This window comes from Priestia megaterium, from assembly GCF_023824195.1.
Taxonomy (GTDB): domain Bacteria; phylum Bacillota; class Bacilli; order Bacillales; family Bacillaceae_H; genus Priestia; species Priestia megaterium_D.
This window is the reverse complement of record NZ_CP085442.1, coordinates 860701-878497: the sequence shown is the minus strand read 5'-3', so window position 1 is coordinate 878497 and position 17797 is coordinate 860701. Positions and strand designations below refer to the sequence as shown.

The window sequence follows — 17797 nt, the reverse complement described above, 5'->3', positions numbered from 1 at the left end:
TTTACGCATAAAAAAACACTTCTTTCGCAGGAAAGAAGTGTTTTTGTTTATATACACAAAATTATTATAACGAGTTCGTAAGGAAATCCCATACAAAACATCCATTACAATACCTCTTTCCTACGCTAGTATTACCTAGTTCAGGTTATAAGGGTTAAGACTTCTCGTCTCTCTCAGCTTCGAAAGCACCCCTAGTGGTGTTGTATCTCTATGAAATTAAACTATTATCATATGTTTACCTTTAATAGTTTTATCATAGTAAAGCGTTTTATTCAATAGAAAGGTTCATGATTCAGCAATGAAAATAGTTTCCTTTTTAGTAAAATAAAAAGCACACATCTTTTTCAAGCAGTGTGTGCTCTTTACTTTTATAAGATTACTAGTTAGCTATCGGCTTCTTTAAAAATACGCGATTTTTCCATTTAGACAGTGACAAGCTCAAGTTTTTGCCCCGGTCTCACTAATGAAAGCAGCTCATGATCTTCTTCTATTACATACCCAATCACGTTCACATTAGCATTTGCAGGCAAATTCGTTTTAGCTATTTGAACCTCTCCTCTGTAGCGTCCGTAGCCATCATTGTCCATTGTAATTGCTCCGATTCTGCGTTCTACTGTATGAAATGGCGGCACTGGTTTTACAGATCGAGTATCAACCAAACGCAGAACGTCTCTTGATACATCCGGACGCACGCTGTACGTTCCCTCTATATGAAGTGAACGAATGCGTAGCGGAAGAATGCGGTTTTCTTGATATCGAACTAAACGCTTTAATAAACTTGAACCGGCGTATGGATCTCCAATATAAACCTCCGTTACTCCGCATCCGTATAAATCTACTGCAGAGGTAAAAGGACATCTATTACGGTCTTTTTCTCTAGTAGGAAGACCTTGATAAAAAGGGCCTCTTTTTTCGCCTTCTCCAGGAATATAAGCGCAGACTGGAATACGAAGTTCATTAAATAAATCTGTCTGCTGTTGAAAAAACGTTTCTTCAAGTCCTGTTTCAGGCCGCGGATAAAAATTATGCCATGCAAGCAGCTGATGATGATGAAGGCCTGCAGATAACAGCGATTCTATTTCTTGTTTGGATAACGTACTTGCATTAACAGCAATATAAAATTCATTCGCAAGCGAAAGAGTTTCTTCTACACTAAAGCCATCGTCTAGTCTAATACCCGATACGCCAAGTGAAGATAGCGTCATAAGGCTTTCAATACCTAAATGAACCGGCGTATGCTTGGATACGTCTGCATACACGCTTATTCCACAATCTCTAGCCGCATGAAGCAACTCTTTTGCCCGTTCAGCCAAATCTCCTTTTTCTTCTGGAAGGTGAAGCGAAGTGAATGCACGTGTAACTCCGCACTCACTCGCTTCTATTAATCTTTTTTTGGCATCACTATCATTTAAATAAAACGAAATACCGATCATTCAAACTCCCTCGCCATTTCATCGTTAAATCCAAAGAAATAGGTACAAATAAAGCCTGCTGCGTAAGCAATAACTAATCCAAGTAAATAAAGAAGAATTTGATGCGCATGAACTAAAAACGTAAGCGGCAAACCTGATACTCCCACTGCTACAGTTGCAATATGAAAGTGCGCCTGAAACGCTCCGCCGATTCCAGCTCCGAGACAAGCGGTTAAGAATGGACGCCCTAAAGGAAGTGTGACTCCAAAAATAAGCGGCTCTCCGATTCCGAGCAGCCCTGAAGGAAGAGCGCCTCCAATTGCTCGCTTTAAACGTTTTTTCTTTGTTTTGATATAAATAGCAAAAGCGGCACCTACCTGACCGGCTCCGCCCATTGCTAGTATAGGAAGAAGCGGATCATCTCCAATTGAATTGATAAGCTCTAAATGAACAGGAGTAAGACCTTGATGCAGTCCTGTAATGACGAGCGGCAAGAACGTTGCTCCTAAAACAAAGCCTGCTACAACTCCTCCAACCTCTAAAATTCCTAAAAGGCCTTTTGTGATTCCGTCTGAAATCAAGCCACCGAGTGGCATAAAGACTACATACGTAATAATGCCTGTAATTAATACCGTAACGGTCGGTGTAATAATAATATCCAGTGACTGAGGGACAAATTTACGCACTCGTTTTTCCACTACGGCCATGAAGATTGCTGCAAGCAACACGCCTATTAAGCCGCCCCGCCCCGGCAAAAGTGCTTCACCAAAAAGTTTAATATCAGCTACGGCAGGATTAATGACTAAAATACCAGCTAAGCCTCCTAGAGCCGGCGAACCACCAAATTCTTTTGCGGCATTAATACCTACTAAAATACCAAGATAAGCAAATAAGCCGCTTCCGATAACGGTTAAAAGAATAGCAATCTGTGAATCTGCCGGAAGCCACTTCGCTTGAACAGCTGCTTTTGTCACTCCGGTGATAAGTCCGGATGCTACAAGAGCAGGTATTAACGGAATAAAAATACTCGAAATTCGGCGAAGCAAGAGCTTAAACGGAGTTGCATTTTTTTCTTTCAGCTCCGATTTCCGCTGAGCCGCACGATTTTCTAAATTAATACCGCCGGATTCATCAATTAACTTTCCAAATTCCTCTGTTACTTTGTTTACTTTTCCAGGACCAATAATGATTTGCAGCGTTTCTTCTTCAACTAATCCGAGCACGCCTTCAAGCTTTCGTATATCTGCCTTTTTTACAATTGAATCATCTTTTACAGTCACGCGCAGCCGAGTCATACAATGCGTATACGCTTCAATATTCGATGCTTCCCCAAGCATCTCCAAAATAACCTTTGCTAATTGATGATTATCTAAAGACATGTTAATCCCCCTTTGTATTTTCCTCTTAGATGGATACGGTACTGAGGAAACAGACCACAAAATCCCCTTTTTGTAATCGCTTTCTTTTTTTATTTCTTAGTTTTCAAAAACTGAATGGCATCCCTTGTTTTATCAATATACTCAATCGTCTGGTCATACTGCTGCGCTGCAATACTTAAAAATAACACATCAATCACATAAAGCTGGGCTAAACGAGACGATGTAGCTGCGCTTCGAAACGGCGCTTCTTGAGAATAAGACGTATACAAACAAATATCAGCTAAAGACGAAACGGTAGACTGTCCATACTTGGTTAAGCTAATCGTCTTTACTCCGCGATTTTTAGCTAAAGATAAGACATTGCTTACTTCAGGAGTCTCCCCTGAAAAAGAGATACCCACAACTACATCGTCTTTACTTGCATTTGCGATGAGTGTAGCTGCTAGATGGCTATCTGCAAAAGCCGTAGCATTTTTATTAATTCGAAGAAATTTTTGCTGTGCATCTATAGCAATAATATGTGAAGCACCGATTCCAAAAAAATGAATATTTTTGGCTTCAATCAGTGCCAAAACAGCCCGCTCTGCTTCTTTATAATTCACAAGCTCGGCCGTATCACTTAGACTTTGAATGCTGTTGCTTACCGTTTTTTTGACAATAGATTGAATCGTTTCATTTGTTTCAATATCGCGGTATCCTTGCTCCGTATCTCTAGCTAAATCTCCGGCTACTCTTACTTTTAATTCTTGAAACCCGCTAACCCCGATAGATTTACACAAACGAATAACAGCAGCACTGCTAGCATTCGCTAGTCTACCTAATTCCCCAGCCGTACTGTTTACCACAGTATGCGGATTATTTAAAATATATTCAGCAATTTTCCTCTCCGAATCAGGAAGCTTAGCCACCGTGTTTTTAATCATTGTTAATCCGCCTGTTGACATCGTTTCTCTCCTTTATACGTAATGTTCAATCGCTTTTCTCACATAACCGCCCGCATCATTCAGTAACATCTTCGCGGTGTCGTAATTTTCATTTGTTTTGATCATAACCACTGCTGTTTTTACCTCATTATTTGCTTCTTCAAGCGTTTGACTTGCTTGTTCATAAGAAACACCTGTAATTTTACAAATAATACCTATCGCTCGTTCTTTAAGCTTTTCATTACTCACATGAACATCTATCATTAAGTTTTCATACGCTTTTCCTACTTTAATCATAGCCGCTGTAGAAATCATGTTGAGAATCATTTTATGAGCGCTTGCTGCTTTTAACCTTGTGGAACCTGTTAGCACTTCCGGACCTACTACTACCTCAATACTATGGTCCGCTTCTTTTCCAATAAGAGAATTACCATTGCAAGACAGCGCCACCGTTTTAGCTTTTACAGATTTTGCATATCTTAATGCACCAATCACATAAGGAGTGCGTCCGCTTGCAGCAATTCCAATGACTGTGTCTCGTTCATTCAAATAAATTTTTTGTAAATCTGCTGCTCCCAATTCTTCTTTATCTTCAGCACCTTCAACTGCTTTAACGAATGCTTTTTCTCCTCCAGCCATCAATCCCTGTACCTGATCGGGATTGGTACTGAAAGTAGGCGGGCATTCAACAGCATCCAATACTCCCAGCCTTCCGCTTGTTCCTGCTCCGACATAAATAAGGCGACCTTCCTTTTGAAACGATTCACTTACAAATTCAACTGCCACCTCTACGTCTGGAAGTACTTTTTGTACAGCCAGCGCCACTTTTTGATCTTCTTTATTCATTATGTTTAAAATTTCTTTTGTACTAGCTGTATCTATCTTCATTGTCTGTTCGTTTTGGGACTCTGTTGTTAATAACGTAAGCTGTTCATTCATCTTTTGGGCTCCTTTTTCATCATGTAGTGAAGTTATGGTTATTATAATTCGTTTGAAATATAATTTCAATAATTTATTTTATTTTTTAAAATTATATTTCAAATGAATATAAAAAAAGACTTCAGGCATATAGCTGAAATCTTTTTTTATATCTATTTATGATTGTTGAGCAAATGTTAACAGATACTCATCTTGCATTAAAACTTCGTAATCTTTTTCACCATTTCTTACGACGTGTACAGGGACTGTTTTTGCCGGAAGTAATTCAACTGGCTCACGATAGCGTTTTGCTACTCCGTCAATAAGTTCGTTTACTAACTGCTCGTTACTCAACTCACCCGCCTGATATTTTTCTGCAAGTGGTGTCATGACTTCCGCTAATACACTTGCATCGTTAAATCCTTGAATTTCGACTTGTACGACGTACGCATCATCTTCAGCACTATACGCTGCATCCTTAATTTTATATTTTGTAGATGAAAGAGCTTTTAGAAAAGCGCTGCTTACTTCGTTTAACTGCTCATCGGTTATATTTGAGCTCACTGATGATAAAGCACCTTTAAAATTCGTTTCAAAAAACTCTACAAACGAACTCTTTTGGAACTCCCCTTTTTCTTTTACCTGTTTCTTATCTTCCTGATTCGGATGTTTAGCAACAAATTGATCTGTATTTTGATAAACAGTTGCTTGAATTAAAGCATCCACGTATTGTCCCGCTTCCTTGGCATAGGCAGCTTGCTTTTCTTTACTTGGCGTTTCGGTGCCGCTATCTTTAGAAGCAGCAGCGGCTTTTGCTTCCACTTTTGGTTTTGTTACATTGTCTAATTGGTTATATGTATACGTATACGTTTGCTTAGATTTTGAGTTTTCTGTTTTTCCGTCTACTTTAACTGAATACGACTGATTTTTTACTACTTTCTTTACTTGCTTCGTTTCTTTATCAATTGTCACAACAAGCGAAAAATCTTTTCCTTTAATTTGGTCAAGGTCTACAGCAGTATCGCTGCCTTGATTTATTATTTTATAATAAGCTTTGGCATCATCTGCTACAATTTTTTGCTTTTTGTCTTTGTCTCCGTTAAACGTTAATACATAATCTTTGTCTTTTTCGGTGACTTCAAATTCATTTGGAAGATTTTTATCATATTTTTGATAGTAGCGTATTGGATTTTGTTGAAGCTCCATGGCGTTATTAATTAAAGCCGTAACGTACTTTTTTTCTTCTCCCTGTACTTTTGTGCTTTCTTCTCCAGCCACAGCTAACGTTTCATCACCGTCATGATACATCTTCAATTCTTCGCCGTCCATTTTTGTGTTTACATAACCTGCTTTATTTTTGAAATCAAACTCTTGTACTCCGTTTACTTGGTAATCAGAGGATCCTTCTTCTTTCCCAGTGACCTTCACTTGAACATTTTTCACCTTTTCTTGTGCTTCTTTCACGTCACCCGTTAATTCCTCTGAAGACGGCATCCCACATGCCGAAAGCAATAGAGCGAATGATAGTGCTAAGCCTGTATTCATTATTTTTTTCATGTAAGAAACTCCTTTTTAAATATTTTTCCAAAAATAAGAATCTATGTACTTAGTAAATACACATTTTTACCATTTACGAAACTCAACTTTACTAAATTACCATATTTACATTTAAATGGTAACCAACAAAAGAAGGAAATTGCACAATAAAAAAAGTCACGAATCCGTGACTTTTCTAACAACATTCATAACTTATATTTTGTTTACGCTTTCATTTTAATCTCTAATAATTCCATTACTTGTCCCTATCAGTACTTCTTTACCTTGTTGATTTCGATAAACCGATTTGATTTTCACTTTTTGAAAACCATCTGCTTTTTCTACTTCAGTTAATACGCATTCACAGGTAACCGTATCTCCTGCAAAAACTGGACGAAGAAATTCACTCACCATTTCTCTTGCAATGTAGTTTAAGTCTCCTCCTATTTTTGTCCCAATACTAGCAGTCATAAGTCCATGCACCATTAGCCGCCCTTTTTCGTCACGTTCTATATGATGTTTGCCCCGGTCTCCAGTCATCTCCGCAAACTGCATGATTTCTTTCTCTTGAAACGTTCTTTGCCACGTAAATGTATCTCCTGCTTTACATTCCATCTTATCCCTCCCCTTAAGATTATGACTTTACTGTTTAACTATATCACAAAAATGAACAGTCATTCATTTCCACATCAAAAAAATAGCAGAATAAATATATCCTGCTATTTTTGACAAGTAGGACAGTAATAAAGCCTTCTAGAAGCAGCTTGCACTTTTAAGATAGGCGTGCCGTCAATTCGGCAAGCTTCTCCTTCACGGTTAAAAACCCAGTGGCGGTATTCAGAGCGCTTTTGGCCTTTCTTTTTTAACGTTTCAGCAAGCTTTACATCATTTGTAATGCCACCTGTTTCATAGGACTGTTTTACAAGAGAAATGATTGCTTCCGCTGCCTTTTTAAGCTGTTCTTCCGTGCAGTCTACCGGACGAGCTGTAGGGTTAATTCCCGCTACGAATAGGATTTCACTGCGCAAGTAATTTCCAATCCCCGCTATAAAGCTTTGGTCTAGCAGCAGCGACGCCCATTTTCTGCGGTAAAATGGCTTAGAATAAAAACGATCTAAAAGCTCACCTGCCGTTACTTCTTCACTTAAGATATCAGGGCCAACCCTTGATACAAAAGGATGGGCTGGAACTTCTTCATCACGCAATACTTCAATATCAGAAGCGCTATAAAGAAGCGCTGATTTCTTTTCATTATGAATTGCAAGGCGCAGCTGTCTGTTTGTAGATGGATAATTGTAAGATGAACGTACATACCATTTTCCATAAAGCTGATTATGTGAATAAATGGTATAGCCGTTGTCAAAACGAATAAGCATAGCCTTCCCTTTTGTATCTACCCTTTTAATACGAGCACCCGTTAATACTTCTTCGTAATGCTGTAAAGATGGAAAAGCAAACCATATCTCTCTAACGGGAAGACTGATAATCGCTTTTTCCACTTCATTGGCTGCTCGTCTAATTTCTGGACCTTCTGGCATATAATGAAACTCCTTTCCTGCCTAACTTTCTTCATTTATTATTTCGGTTTTATTTCTGCTTTGCAAGAAAGAAGCGGTTGCGCTCTTCTTTTCCTAAAAGAACCTTTAAATTATGCATGACGGTTACTCTTATAGTAAAATGTTGATACCTTTTTTTACTTTCTATAGTGTTTATCTTACTTCCTTTGACTTATACTAGTTGATAACCTTTTAGAAACTTGTTAATTATCTATATATGAGGAGTTTATTATGAATAATCAATCATTTTCTCCACTATCAGCCGCCGAGATGGCTGTTATTTGGAAGCAATATATGAACGATAAAGCGATTTCTTGTATGCTCAAACATTTTCTGTATCATGTAGACGATTTAAATATTCAAAAAGCGATTCAAGGTACACTGCACATCACAACAAAAAACAGTGATGCGCTCACTGCTATCTTTTTAAAAGAAAATATGCCAATCCCGCTCGGTTTCGGAGAAGAAGACCTTGATACTGAAGCTCCAAAACTATTTTCAGATTCTTTTTATTTGCTTTATTTGAAGCATATTTCAAATGTCCTTCTGCTATCAGCAACTACGGGCGTCGATGTTGCCGCAAGAAGTGATGTACGATCTTTTTTTCGCAGCTTGCTATTAAAAGCAGAAAAACTTAACCAAACGATTACAGATTTGTTGTTAGAAAAACAAATTTTTATAGAGCTTCCTCCTATTCCTATTGCAGATGCGTCTGATATGAACGATAAAGAACTCTTCTTGGGAAGCTATTTTGATGAAAAGCGGCCGTTAACCGTCATTGAAATTTCTCATATCGTGTCAAGCATACAGACGAACTTAATTGCAAAGGATTTAATTTTAGGGTTTGCTCAAACAGCTCCTTCTCAGGACATTCAAGCTTTTTTGTTAAAGGGTAGAGAGCAGGTACAGCAGCACATTGAATCCCTGTCACAACCGCTAATGGTAGAAAACATACCGGTCACAATGAAGTGGGATTACGGAGCAGAAAAGTCTTCCATTCCTCCATTTTCAGAAAAACTCATGATGTTTCACCTAGCTGCGATGATTACTGAAAATGTACGTGGATACGGGCTTGCAATGTCAACAAGCCCGCGTTTAGATCTCGCTTTAAACTATACGAACTTCACGAATGAAATTTTGGAATACGCCAAAGAAGTATCAAGAATAAGTATTGAACAAGGATGGCTAGAAGAGCCTCCGCATATTCCATTCCCAAAAATTCATTTGGAATAAAAATAAGCTCGCGCTAAAGCGCAAGCTTATTTTTTAGATTCTCTCCACAGCAAATAAAGAAAATACGGAGCGCCGATAATGCCAATGATTAATCCAGCCGGAATTTCAATCGGAGGAGCAACTCCTCGCCCAATTAAATCTGCTGCTAGTACAAACAAAGCTCCAAGCAAAGAGGCTGTAGGAATTAGTTTTTTATGTCTCGGTCCCACTAACCTTTTGGCCACATGAGGAATAATAAGCCCTACAAAGCCAATGGTGCCAACAACCGATACAACGGCAGCTGTCATTGCCACTGCGCTTGCTAGTAATACTAGACGAATTAACTCTACTCTAGCCCCTAGTCCTCGAGCCACTTCATCACCTAAATGAATTAAATCTAATCGGGCAGCTAACAGCCAAATCAGCGGTAATAATATAACCACCCAGGGAAGTAAACCAATTAATTGATCCCATGTCCTTCCCCATAAGCTGCCGCTCAGCCAAATCAGTGCCGCATTTACGTTTGGATTCGCTTTTGAAATTAACAAGTGAATACCGGATGAACAAAAAGCGCTGACTGCTACACCTATTAATGCAAATCGAATAGGTTCTACTCCTTTTTTATAAGCAAGCAAATAGACGATTACAAAGACAAGAGAGCCTCCTGCAAACGCAGCGGCTGATAAAACAGATGGGCTTGCTAAAGGCAGTAAAATAGTGACTGCAACAGCTGCTAATCCTGATCCGCTTGATAGACCTAATGTATCTGGACTAGCGAGCGGATTTCTCATAATGGACTGTACGACGACTCCGGACACAGCTAGGCCGACTCCCGTTAAAATAGCCAGCAAAATACGAGGCAGACGAAATTCTACTAAAATGGACGTCAAGTCAGGATCGCCAATACCAATAAAAGACGTAATAATGTCTAGAGGAGGTATGTTAATGTCTCCTAAGCTAAGGCTTATCACACTCAGCGCTATAATTAAGACAGAAAGAATGATAAACAGGCCGACAGACTTGAATCGAGATGGCTGCTTTTTTGTTTTATTGACAGTCTGCATATAACTCATGCCTTCCTTTCTGTTTTTTTGCGTCTCGCTAAGTAAATAAAGTACGGCGTTCCGAGCAATGCTGTTACTGCACCTACAGGAGTCTCATACGGGTATGTAATAAATCGTGACAATACGTCTGCTAACAGCAATAAAGATGCACCAAGCAGCGCGCTCATTGGTAAAACGATCCGGTAATCTACACCTATTAAATAGCGTACCATATGAGGAACAACAAGCCCTACAAAGCCAATGGGACCCGCAATTGCCACTGAAACACCTGCTAATACAATCACAACAACTGCAGTGAATGCTCTAATGGCAAAGACGCGCTGCCCGAGTCCTCTAGCTACGTCATCTCCTAAAGATAACAAAGAAGACGCTCTTCCCAGACCAAACGCAATAAGCAGACCCACGATGCTAAAAGGAACCAATACATGAACATGCCCCCAATCTCGCCCAATAACTGAACCGGTGAGCCAGAACATAACGCCTTCTGTTTTGCTTTCATTAAAAATCAGCAGCGTTTGCGTGAGAGACATAAGCATACCTTGTATAGCAACACCTGTTAAAGCAAGCTTTACATCACTGTCGCCTCCTTTAATTAACGAACTCATGACATAAACAATAACAGCAGCAAATGCGCCTCCTAAAAACGCACCAAATACCCCGCCAATCATGCTTACACTCGGCACTAAAACCGTTAAAAATACCATCGCCGCCGATGCCCCGGCATTAATACCAAAAATACCAGGAGAAGCTAATGGATTTCTAGTTAATGCTTGCATCAACGCTCCAGCGACAGCCAAATTAGCGCCAACAAATGCCGTTACCAGTAAGCGAGGCAGACGGACAGTTTGAATAATAGATTGTTCTTTTGATCCGTCAAAATTTAGTATAGCTTGCTTAATCGTTCCAAAAGAAATATGTATAGAACCGATGGAAATAGATAAAAACATTGAAATCAGTAAAAGAATAATAACCGCAAGAAAAATAGCTATTATACGAAGTGGCGATTTGTTTCTTTCGGATAAACCGTGAACAGCTTTCATAGTAGGCTGCGCCTCCTTTCATTTGAAAGTTCAATAAAAAGAAAAAAACAATCCCGCTGGATTGTTCTTTTCTTCGTTATTATTTGCCTTCAAATAATAACTTTTCTGCTTCATCTGCAATACCATTTGCACCTTGTACACTTCGGCGAAGAGACCATTTAAATACATCAACTTCATACACTTGATTATTTTTAACCGCTTTTAGCTCTTTCCATAATGGCTGTTTTGCTAAAGGCGTATGACCTTTTTCATTTCGCATAACAATGAGTTTGTCCGGATCTGCTTTTACGAGCTGTTCCATTGTCATTTTTACACTGTACTCTTTTGTAGGATCTGTTAATGCATTTTTGAAGCCTAATTGCTCAAGAACACCCGTTGTAAAGAAATTTGAAGTTCTAGCATTAATATTACCATTTGCATCAGCGATAACAAGTACATTGCCCGGATTTTTTGGTGCTTTTGCTTTTAAATCCTTCATTTTTTGCTTATGCTCTTCTACCACTTTTTCAACTTTTGCTTTCTTGCCAACCGCTTCTCCTACTTTTAACTCTGTATTTAGTAAATCATCGTAATTAGCATTTAAGTTTTTTAACTCAATCGTTGGCGCAATTTTCGATAATTCTTTGTATACATTTTTATGACGTTCTGAATCAGCGATAATCAAATCTGGCTTCAGCAGTTTAATCGATTCCAAGCTTGGCTGTGCTCGCGTGCCAACTGATTTGTATCCTTTGATTTCTTTTAGTACATCTTTATCAATAAGCTGTTCTGCTTTATCATCATCAGCTACTCCTACAGGTTTGATACCAGCATCTAACAATTCATCAATAAAACCTAACTCTAATACGACTACTCGCTTTGGATTTTCTTTTACCTTTGTCTCTCCAAGCTCATGTTTGACCACTCTTGTTTTTTCACTTTTTTCATCAGCTGAATTTTCCTTATTCGTGCTGCTGCAGCCGATAAGCATTCCGATTGCCAGCATTGTAATAAAAGCCAGCAGTCCTATTTTTTTCTTATTCAAATGTCATTCCTCCTGCTTGTATCTTTATGTAGATAATCGACTCTTGAAACTGATAATCGTTATCATTATATCAGTTTTATCTATTTAAACAAGCTAATTCGTTATTTTTTAATTAAAAAAATTATATCTATTCTACAAAAAAAGAGATTGAGACATAACTACATCATTCCAATCTAAAGACGAACAAATGGGATAAACCAGCTAGCAGGGATCACTTGTTCCACCGCTGTTGATTTCCGTGCAAGACTTCGCTTTCCGCGGGCGGCCGATAAGCCTCCTCGTCGCTTACGCTCCTGCGGGGTCTCACCTATTCCGCTTTTCCCGCAGGAGTCTTCGTCTTGCCCTCCAATCAACAGCTAGAAGCAACTCAATATATGAAACCTACGTTCACTCTACCAATAAAAAATCCGAACGATGAATCGTTCGGATCTTCCTTCAACTAAACTACTTTTCTCCCAGCCTCTTTTTAGCAGACTTTCTATGAATATGGTGTAATAGGCGGCAGTTCACTGCTAAGACACCATTTACCTATGTCACGCAGCTTATAAGCAATAGGATCGTGTAAGCTAATTGTTCGGGCGTTGCGCCAGTATCGATCAAATTTATACTGATCAGACGTGGCTCTCGCTCCCATCCCATCAAATATAGTAGAAGTAATATGTAAGACCGTTTTGACAGTAAATGTTTTAGCCATCGCAATGGCGACTCCGCACTCGCCCCGCTGCTGTTTCGTTAGCGCATCTTCTTTTTTCCATGCATGATCAAATTCTGTAACAGCTTTTTCTATAAGTACTGAACAAGCATGAAGATTTAAACTCATTTCACCGTATTGCTGAATAATGTAAGGGTCTTGCTCCGCTGCTTCAACATCTGAACTTAACCACGGCTTTGTATGAGCCTTCACATAAGCTTTTGATTCCTCCAAAGCGCCTTGAGCAATACCATACAATAAGTGAGTGAGCATAAGCTGAGCCAAATGCGTTCGTACCGTAGGAAAAACCTTTTGATCTTCAGCTGCTTGATACAATATTTCTTCTTCATAAACAATAACTTCTTCAAACTTTACACTTCCGCTGTCCGTTTGGCGCTGTCCAAATCCGTCCCAATTATCTTCAGTAGCGATTCCGGCTCTATGAGTAGGAAGCACACATAGCAATACCTCACCGCTTCCCTCCTCTTGAGCCGATACTAACAAACGGTCTGAATCGGTTGCCCCGGAACAAAAACTCTTGCTTCCGCTGAACATTAATCGTCCATTTTCTCGAACTGCTTTTAGTCCTGAATCTCTAGGATTAAAGGCATTGCCCCAAAATAGCTGGTGAGCTGCTGTTTCTTTGTAAAAAGTTTTGTACTGCTCAGTACTTCCAAACAGAAACGTCGAACAAACCGTCAAATAATGATACCCCAACAAGTGTGCAAGTGAACTATCCGCTTTCGCAATGATATTCACGACTTTAAAAACAATCGGCCAGCCGGCTCCATAACCTCCGTATTCTTTAGGAATCGGGAGGGCTAAAAGACCGCTTTTTCTAAGCAGATTACGCTCATGTAGAGGCGTTCCACCTTCTCTATCTCTTTTTACAGCAGTTTTGGAAAACTCTTTAGCCAACTGGTTAGCCAATTCAAGGATCTTCTCTTGAGACGCTGCAATCGTTTGGGTGTTGTTCATGATTACCCTCCTTTCTCACCTTTTAGCGGGTGCTTTATCATTCACTTTCACTTCACCAAATGGACTGATAAATGTACGGTCATTCTCATCTTGCTTACGCTTAACTGGAAGCCTTGGAAACAAAAGCTCTGCTGTTCGATATGCTTCTTCTAAATGAGGATATCCAGATAAAATAAATGTTTCGATACCTAACTCTGCATATTCTTTGATTCGTTGTGCCACCGTATCAGCATCTCCTACTAAAGCAGTACCTGCTCCTCCTCGAACCAACCCTACACCAGCCCATAGATTAGGGCTTACCTCTAAGTTTGAACGATTACCTTGATGCAATGCATTCATACGTTTTTGACCTTCTGAATCCATTCGAGCAAATACTTTTTGAGCTGATTTAACAGCTTCTTCATCTACATGTTGAATCAGTTCATCTGCAGCTTTCCAGGCTTCTTCTTCCGTTTCACGAACAATGACATGAAGCCTGATGCCAAATCGAATTTCTCTTCCTGTCTGCTTTGCTTTTTCTTTCATTCGTTCAATTTTTTCTTTTACTTGTGCAGGAGGCTCTCCCCAAGTCAAATAGACGTCTATATGCCTTGAGGCAACGTCCATCGCTACAAGAGAAGAACCTCCAAAATAAAGCGGAGGATACGGTTTTTGGATTGGCGGATAAAGTACGTCTCCACCTTTAACACTCAAGTAGTCTCCGTCGAAGTGAACATCGGATTCATTTAATACCCTTCTCCATATGGTTAAAAATTCATCTGTCAGCTCATAGCGATCATGATGGTTTAAAAATACTCCGTCTCCTTCTAACTCAACGGGATCTCCTCCTGCTACGACATTAATAAGGAGCCTTCCTTTAGAAAAGCGGTCAAATGTTGCAGCCATTCTTGCGGCTTGTGTAGGCGACATTAAACCCGGGCGTACCGCTACTAAAAACTTCAGATTTTCAGTGACTGGCACTAAAGTAGATGCAGCAATCCACGCATCCTCGCATGACTTTCCCGTCGGAAGCAAGACCCCGCTATAGCCTAGCTCATCCGCAGCTTGTGCAACTTGTTTGCAATAAGAATAGCTTGCAGCCCTGGCTCCTTCATGGCTTCCTAAATAACGTCCATCTCCATACGTTGGAATAAACCAAAATAACTCCACTTATATTCGCCCCTTTTTAAAGCTACATAAAAAAACTCCGTTATTACAAATAAACTTCAATAAGGAGCCTCAGTTGTCTGATAGCTTCATTTTTTTCTATTGTTAGATTAAGCATACGGATTAGGTATAGGGTACTGCTGATTCAACACCCAACTCCCAACCGTTCGAAGCTTGTATTCAGCTGGATTATGAAGGGTATGAGTCCTTACATTACGCCAAAATCGGTCGTATCCGTATTCAGCATGAACCGATCGCGCTCCCATAACTTCAAATATCTTGCTTGTGATATCCAGTGCGGCATTACCAGCAAAAACATTGGCAGCCGCTACGTGAACTGCTAGGTTTCCACGTTCTTCTTCCGTTAATTTTTTGCCTTTTTCCCACGCTTCATCCAATATGAGAGCTGCTTCATCTGCAAGTGCACTGGCCGCTTTTGCTTGAATCCAGAGTTCACCGTATTTTCGCAGTATACCCGGATCATCCGAAGCTTTTTCTACTCCTGATGTTAACCAAGGCCTTGTTTTAGAAGCCGTGTAGTTTTGTGCTTCTTCAATTGCTCCAAAAGCGCTTCCTATAAAGACATTCGTTAAAATAATTTGCGACAGCGAGGCTCCAATAGTTGAAAAAGGAGTAGGATTTTCAACAAAATCTTGAATCACTTCATGTTCTTCTATTTGTACATTTTCAAAATCTACATTTCCACTTCCGGTCTGTCTCTGTCCCATCGCATTCCAGTCATCTTTGACGGTAATGCCTGTTCTGTCAGTAGGCACGACGCCGTTTAAATATTGCCCCGTTTCTCTGTCATTAAATGATAGCCATAAGTACTGAGAATCAGGTGAACCAGAACCGAACGCTTTCGTTCCATTTAACAGATAACCTTGTGATTGCTTGTCACCTTTTAGGCTTTCTACTAAAGGATTAGAGGCATTTCCCCAAAAAGCTTGCTGCTGAACAGATAAAGGATAAAAATAGGCCTGCTGTTCTTCTGTACCTTTGATTCGAACATCTGAGACAAACAAGGAGTGATAGCCATATAAGTGACCTAATGCTGCATCGCCTTTCGCCAACTCCCGAACAATAGCCAACGCCGTTGACCATTTCGCGCCTTCTCCGCCATATTTTTGAGGAATTAATAAATTTAACAGCCCGCTTTGGCGAATAGCATCTTTTTGCTGTTTAGGTGTTCCGCCTTCTTTATCTCTTTGTGCCGCATCCTTTGCAAAAGAAACGGACAGCTTTTTTGCTTGATCAAGATAAATTTCTTCCTTTACAGTAGTCGCAGTCATGTTAAACTCTCCTTTTGGCTCGTCTTTCGATACTGAGCACCATAGTGTTCATCAGGCAAGAAATGTGATTTTTTAAATAGCTTTTCTCTATATGTTCCTTCATTGTAATCCGTTTTGAATAAGCCTCTTTTCTGCAAAACAGGAATAACTAAATCAATAAAATCAGCAAATGTTCCCGGGGTGGTCACATAAGCCATATTAAATCCATCCATGCCTGTATCATCTATCCACTCTTCCATAAAATCAGCTACTTGTTCCGGACTCCCCACAGTAACCGGTCCCATTCCTCCGATACTGACAAATTTCACTACCTCTTCTACCGTCCACTTTCTATCGGGATCACTTATTGTAAATTTCTCTAAAGCGGAACGAACCGAGTTTGTTGCAATAAATTCAATAGGCTGTTCTGGCTCATAGACAGAAACATCAATTCCTGTCCAGCCGCTAAACAGCGTGGCTGCTCCTTCGAAATTGACATAGCTCTCAAACTGAGCAAGCTTCTCCTCAGCCTCTTTTTCAGTTCGTCCAACAATTGGTGTAAATAAATTAAAAATTAATACGCTCTGTGGGTCTCTGCCTTCTGCAGCAATTTGAGTGCGCATTTTTTCCACATAATCTGCGGCTACTTTTTTAGTAGGAAAACTTGTAAAGATACACTCAGCGTGTTTGGCGGCAAATTCTCTTCCTGGGGCAGAAGCTCCTGCTTGGAATAAAACTGGAGTTCGCTGCGGGGAAGGTTCTGATAAATGTACGCCTGGAACACTAAACCACTTCCCTTTATGATTAATCGGATGAACCCGGTCTGGAAGTGTAAAGATCCCTTTTTCTTTATCTTTTACAACAGCTCCTTCCTCCCAACTTCCTTCCCATAATTTATAGCAAACTTCTAAAAATTCATCGGCAATATCATAGCGGGTTTCATGCGTAAAATGTTCTTCTAATCCTAGATTAATTGACCCGCTTTCAAGATATGAAGTCACAATATTCCATGCAATACGTCCATTTGTTAAATGATCCAACGTCGAAAATTTTCGCGCAAACGCATAAGGCTTCTCATAAGTAGTAGACACCGTTACCCCAAACCCTAAATGCTTTGTGGCATACGCCATAGCGGAAATAAGCGCAGTTGGTTCATTCACCGGAAGCTGAGCAGCTTGTTTAAGAGCTCCTTCATTACTTTTCCTATAAACGTCATAAATACCTAATACATCGGCTAAAAACAAACCGTCAAACTTTCCTTTTTCTAATAGCTTAGCTAACTTCACCCAGTAATCTAGCGACTTATATTCGGATGCCTCATCACTTGGGTACGTCCACAAACCAGGTGTCTGATGTACAACACAATTCATATCAAACGCATTTAAATAAATATGTTTCCCCATAGAAACCTCCAAGACTAATTAAATACATAAATTAACTAAGAATTAAAACTGTTTGGAAGTAATCTTAAAACATATTCTTCCAGAGTGTCAATGAAACTTCTCTCTTTATAATGAAACGTAAATGAAGCTATTAATAATGCTGAATTAGGATTTCTTTAAAGGTTATTGACTTATTATTGCAATAACTAAAAAAACACTACGACGGCGTCTATAACCCTGTAGATAATCCTTTTGATTTGACTGA

At 39.6% G+C, this 17797-nt stretch carries 16 protein-coding genes and 1 riboswitch; of the genes, 1 reads left to right on the top strand and 15 read right to left on the bottom strand.

Translation table 11 applies throughout. The features are described from left to right. Nucleotides 1–100: 100 nt before the first annotated feature. A riboswitch (TPP riboswitch) is annotated at nucleotides 101–203 on the bottom strand. A gap of 219 nt (nucleotides 204–422) precedes the next feature. The 7 genes from LIS78_RS04550 to nei form a co-directional block, all read right to left on the bottom strand. Then, entirely contained in the window at nucleotides 423–1433 is a 1011-nt protein-coding gene (locus LIS78_RS04550) for a MupG family TIM beta-alpha barrel fold protein (RefSeq protein ID WP_252284693.1), read from the bottom strand. Further along, a complete protein-coding gene (locus tag LIS78_RS04545) occupies nucleotides 1430–2791 on the bottom strand; it encodes a PTS transporter subunit EIIC (RefSeq protein WP_252284692.1) in 1362 nt (453 codons plus the stop codon). Before LIS78_RS04545 ends, LIS78_RS04550 begins: the two co-directional genes overlap by 4 nt. An 89-nt stretch (nucleotides 2792–2880) precedes the next feature. Beyond that, the gene (locus tag LIS78_RS04540) at nucleotides 2881–3735 is read right to left on the bottom strand and encodes a MurR/RpiR family transcriptional regulator (RefSeq protein WP_252284691.1); all 855 of its coding nucleotides are present in this window, start codon (nucleotides 3733–3735) and stop codon (nucleotides 2881–2883) included. 12 nt (nucleotides 3736–3747) lie between these two features. Further along, complete coding sequence (gene murQ / locus LIS78_RS04535; protein WP_195781072.1) at nucleotides 3748–4653, bottom strand: N-acetylmuramic acid 6-phosphate etherase; 906 nt, start codon at nucleotides 4651–4653, stop codon at nucleotides 3748–3750. Between the two features lie 156 nt (nucleotides 4654–4809). Beyond that, nucleotides 4810–6189 carry a DUF6612 family protein gene (locus LIS78_RS04530; protein WP_252284690.1) on the bottom strand — a complete coding sequence of 460 codons (1380 nt, stop codon included), beginning with the start codon at nucleotides 6187–6189 and terminating at the stop codon, nucleotides 4810–4812. 216 nt (nucleotides 6190–6405) lie between these two features. Continuing rightward, complete coding sequence (locus tag LIS78_RS04525) at nucleotides 6406–6783, bottom strand: FAS1-like dehydratase domain-containing protein (RefSeq protein WP_195781074.1); 378 nt, start codon at nucleotides 6781–6783, stop codon at nucleotides 6406–6408. Between the two features lie 104 nt (nucleotides 6784–6887). After that, complete coding sequence (gene nei, locus LIS78_RS04520; protein WP_252284689.1) at nucleotides 6888–7706, bottom strand: endonuclease VIII; 819 nt, start codon at nucleotides 7704–7706, stop codon at nucleotides 6888–6890. A 249-nt stretch (nucleotides 7707–7955) separates the two neighbouring features. Here nei and LIS78_RS04515 point away from each other — a divergent pair, with 249 nt between their 5' ends. Further along, nucleotides 7956–8957, top strand: a complete 1002-nt coding sequence (locus LIS78_RS04515; RefSeq protein ID WP_252284688.1) for a DUF3231 family protein — start codon at nucleotides 7956–7958, stop codon at nucleotides 8955–8957. A gap of 26 nt (nucleotides 8958–8983) precedes the next feature. Here LIS78_RS04515 and LIS78_RS04510 read toward each other — a convergent pair whose 3' ends face one another. The 8 genes from LIS78_RS04510 to LIS78_RS04475 form a co-directional block, all read right to left on the bottom strand. Further along, nucleotides 8984–10000 carry a FecCD family ABC transporter permease gene (locus LIS78_RS04510; protein ID WP_209151038.1) on the bottom strand — a complete coding sequence of 339 codons (1017 nt, stop codon included), beginning with the start codon at nucleotides 9998–10000 and terminating at the stop codon, nucleotides 8984–8986. A 5-nt stretch (nucleotides 10001–10005) separates the two neighbouring features. Beyond that, nucleotides 10006–11040 (bottom strand): FecCD family ABC transporter permease, encoded by a 1035-nt coding sequence (locus LIS78_RS04505; protein WP_195781077.1) that lies wholly within the window; start codon nucleotides 11038–11040, stop codon nucleotides 10006–10008. 79 nt (nucleotides 11041–11119) lie between these two features. Further along, complete coding sequence (locus LIS78_RS04500) at nucleotides 11120–12064, bottom strand: ABC transporter substrate-binding protein (protein ID WP_209151037.1); 945 nt, start codon at nucleotides 12062–12064, stop codon at nucleotides 11120–11122. Between the two features lie 173 nt (nucleotides 12065–12237). Further along, complete coding sequence (locus tag LIS78_RS04495; protein ID WP_209151036.1) at nucleotides 12238–12417, bottom strand: hypothetical protein; 180 nt, start codon at nucleotides 12415–12417, stop codon at nucleotides 12238–12240. Between the two features lie 125 nt (nucleotides 12418–12542). Further along, nucleotides 12543–13733 carry an acyl-CoA dehydrogenase family protein gene (locus tag LIS78_RS04490; RefSeq protein WP_252284687.1) on the bottom strand — a complete coding sequence of 397 codons (1191 nt, stop codon included), beginning with the start codon at nucleotides 13731–13733 and terminating at the stop codon, nucleotides 12543–12545. A gap of 15 nt (nucleotides 13734–13748) precedes the next feature. Beyond that, complete coding sequence (gene ssuD, locus LIS78_RS04485) at nucleotides 13749–14882, bottom strand: FMNH2-dependent alkanesulfonate monooxygenase (RefSeq protein ID WP_252284686.1); 1134 nt, start codon at nucleotides 14880–14882, stop codon at nucleotides 13749–13751. Nucleotides 14883–14989: 107 nt separating this feature from the next. After that, complete coding sequence (locus tag LIS78_RS04480) at nucleotides 14990–16171, bottom strand: acyl-CoA dehydrogenase family protein (protein ID WP_252284685.1); 1182 nt, start codon at nucleotides 16169–16171, stop codon at nucleotides 14990–14992. Further along, nucleotides 16168–17553 carry an LLM class flavin-dependent oxidoreductase gene (locus LIS78_RS04475; RefSeq protein WP_252284684.1) on the bottom strand — a complete coding sequence of 462 codons (1386 nt, stop codon included), beginning with the start codon at nucleotides 17551–17553 and terminating at the stop codon, nucleotides 16168–16170. Before LIS78_RS04475 ends, LIS78_RS04480 begins: the two co-directional genes overlap by 4 nt. Nucleotides 17554–17797 lie beyond the last annotated feature (244 nt).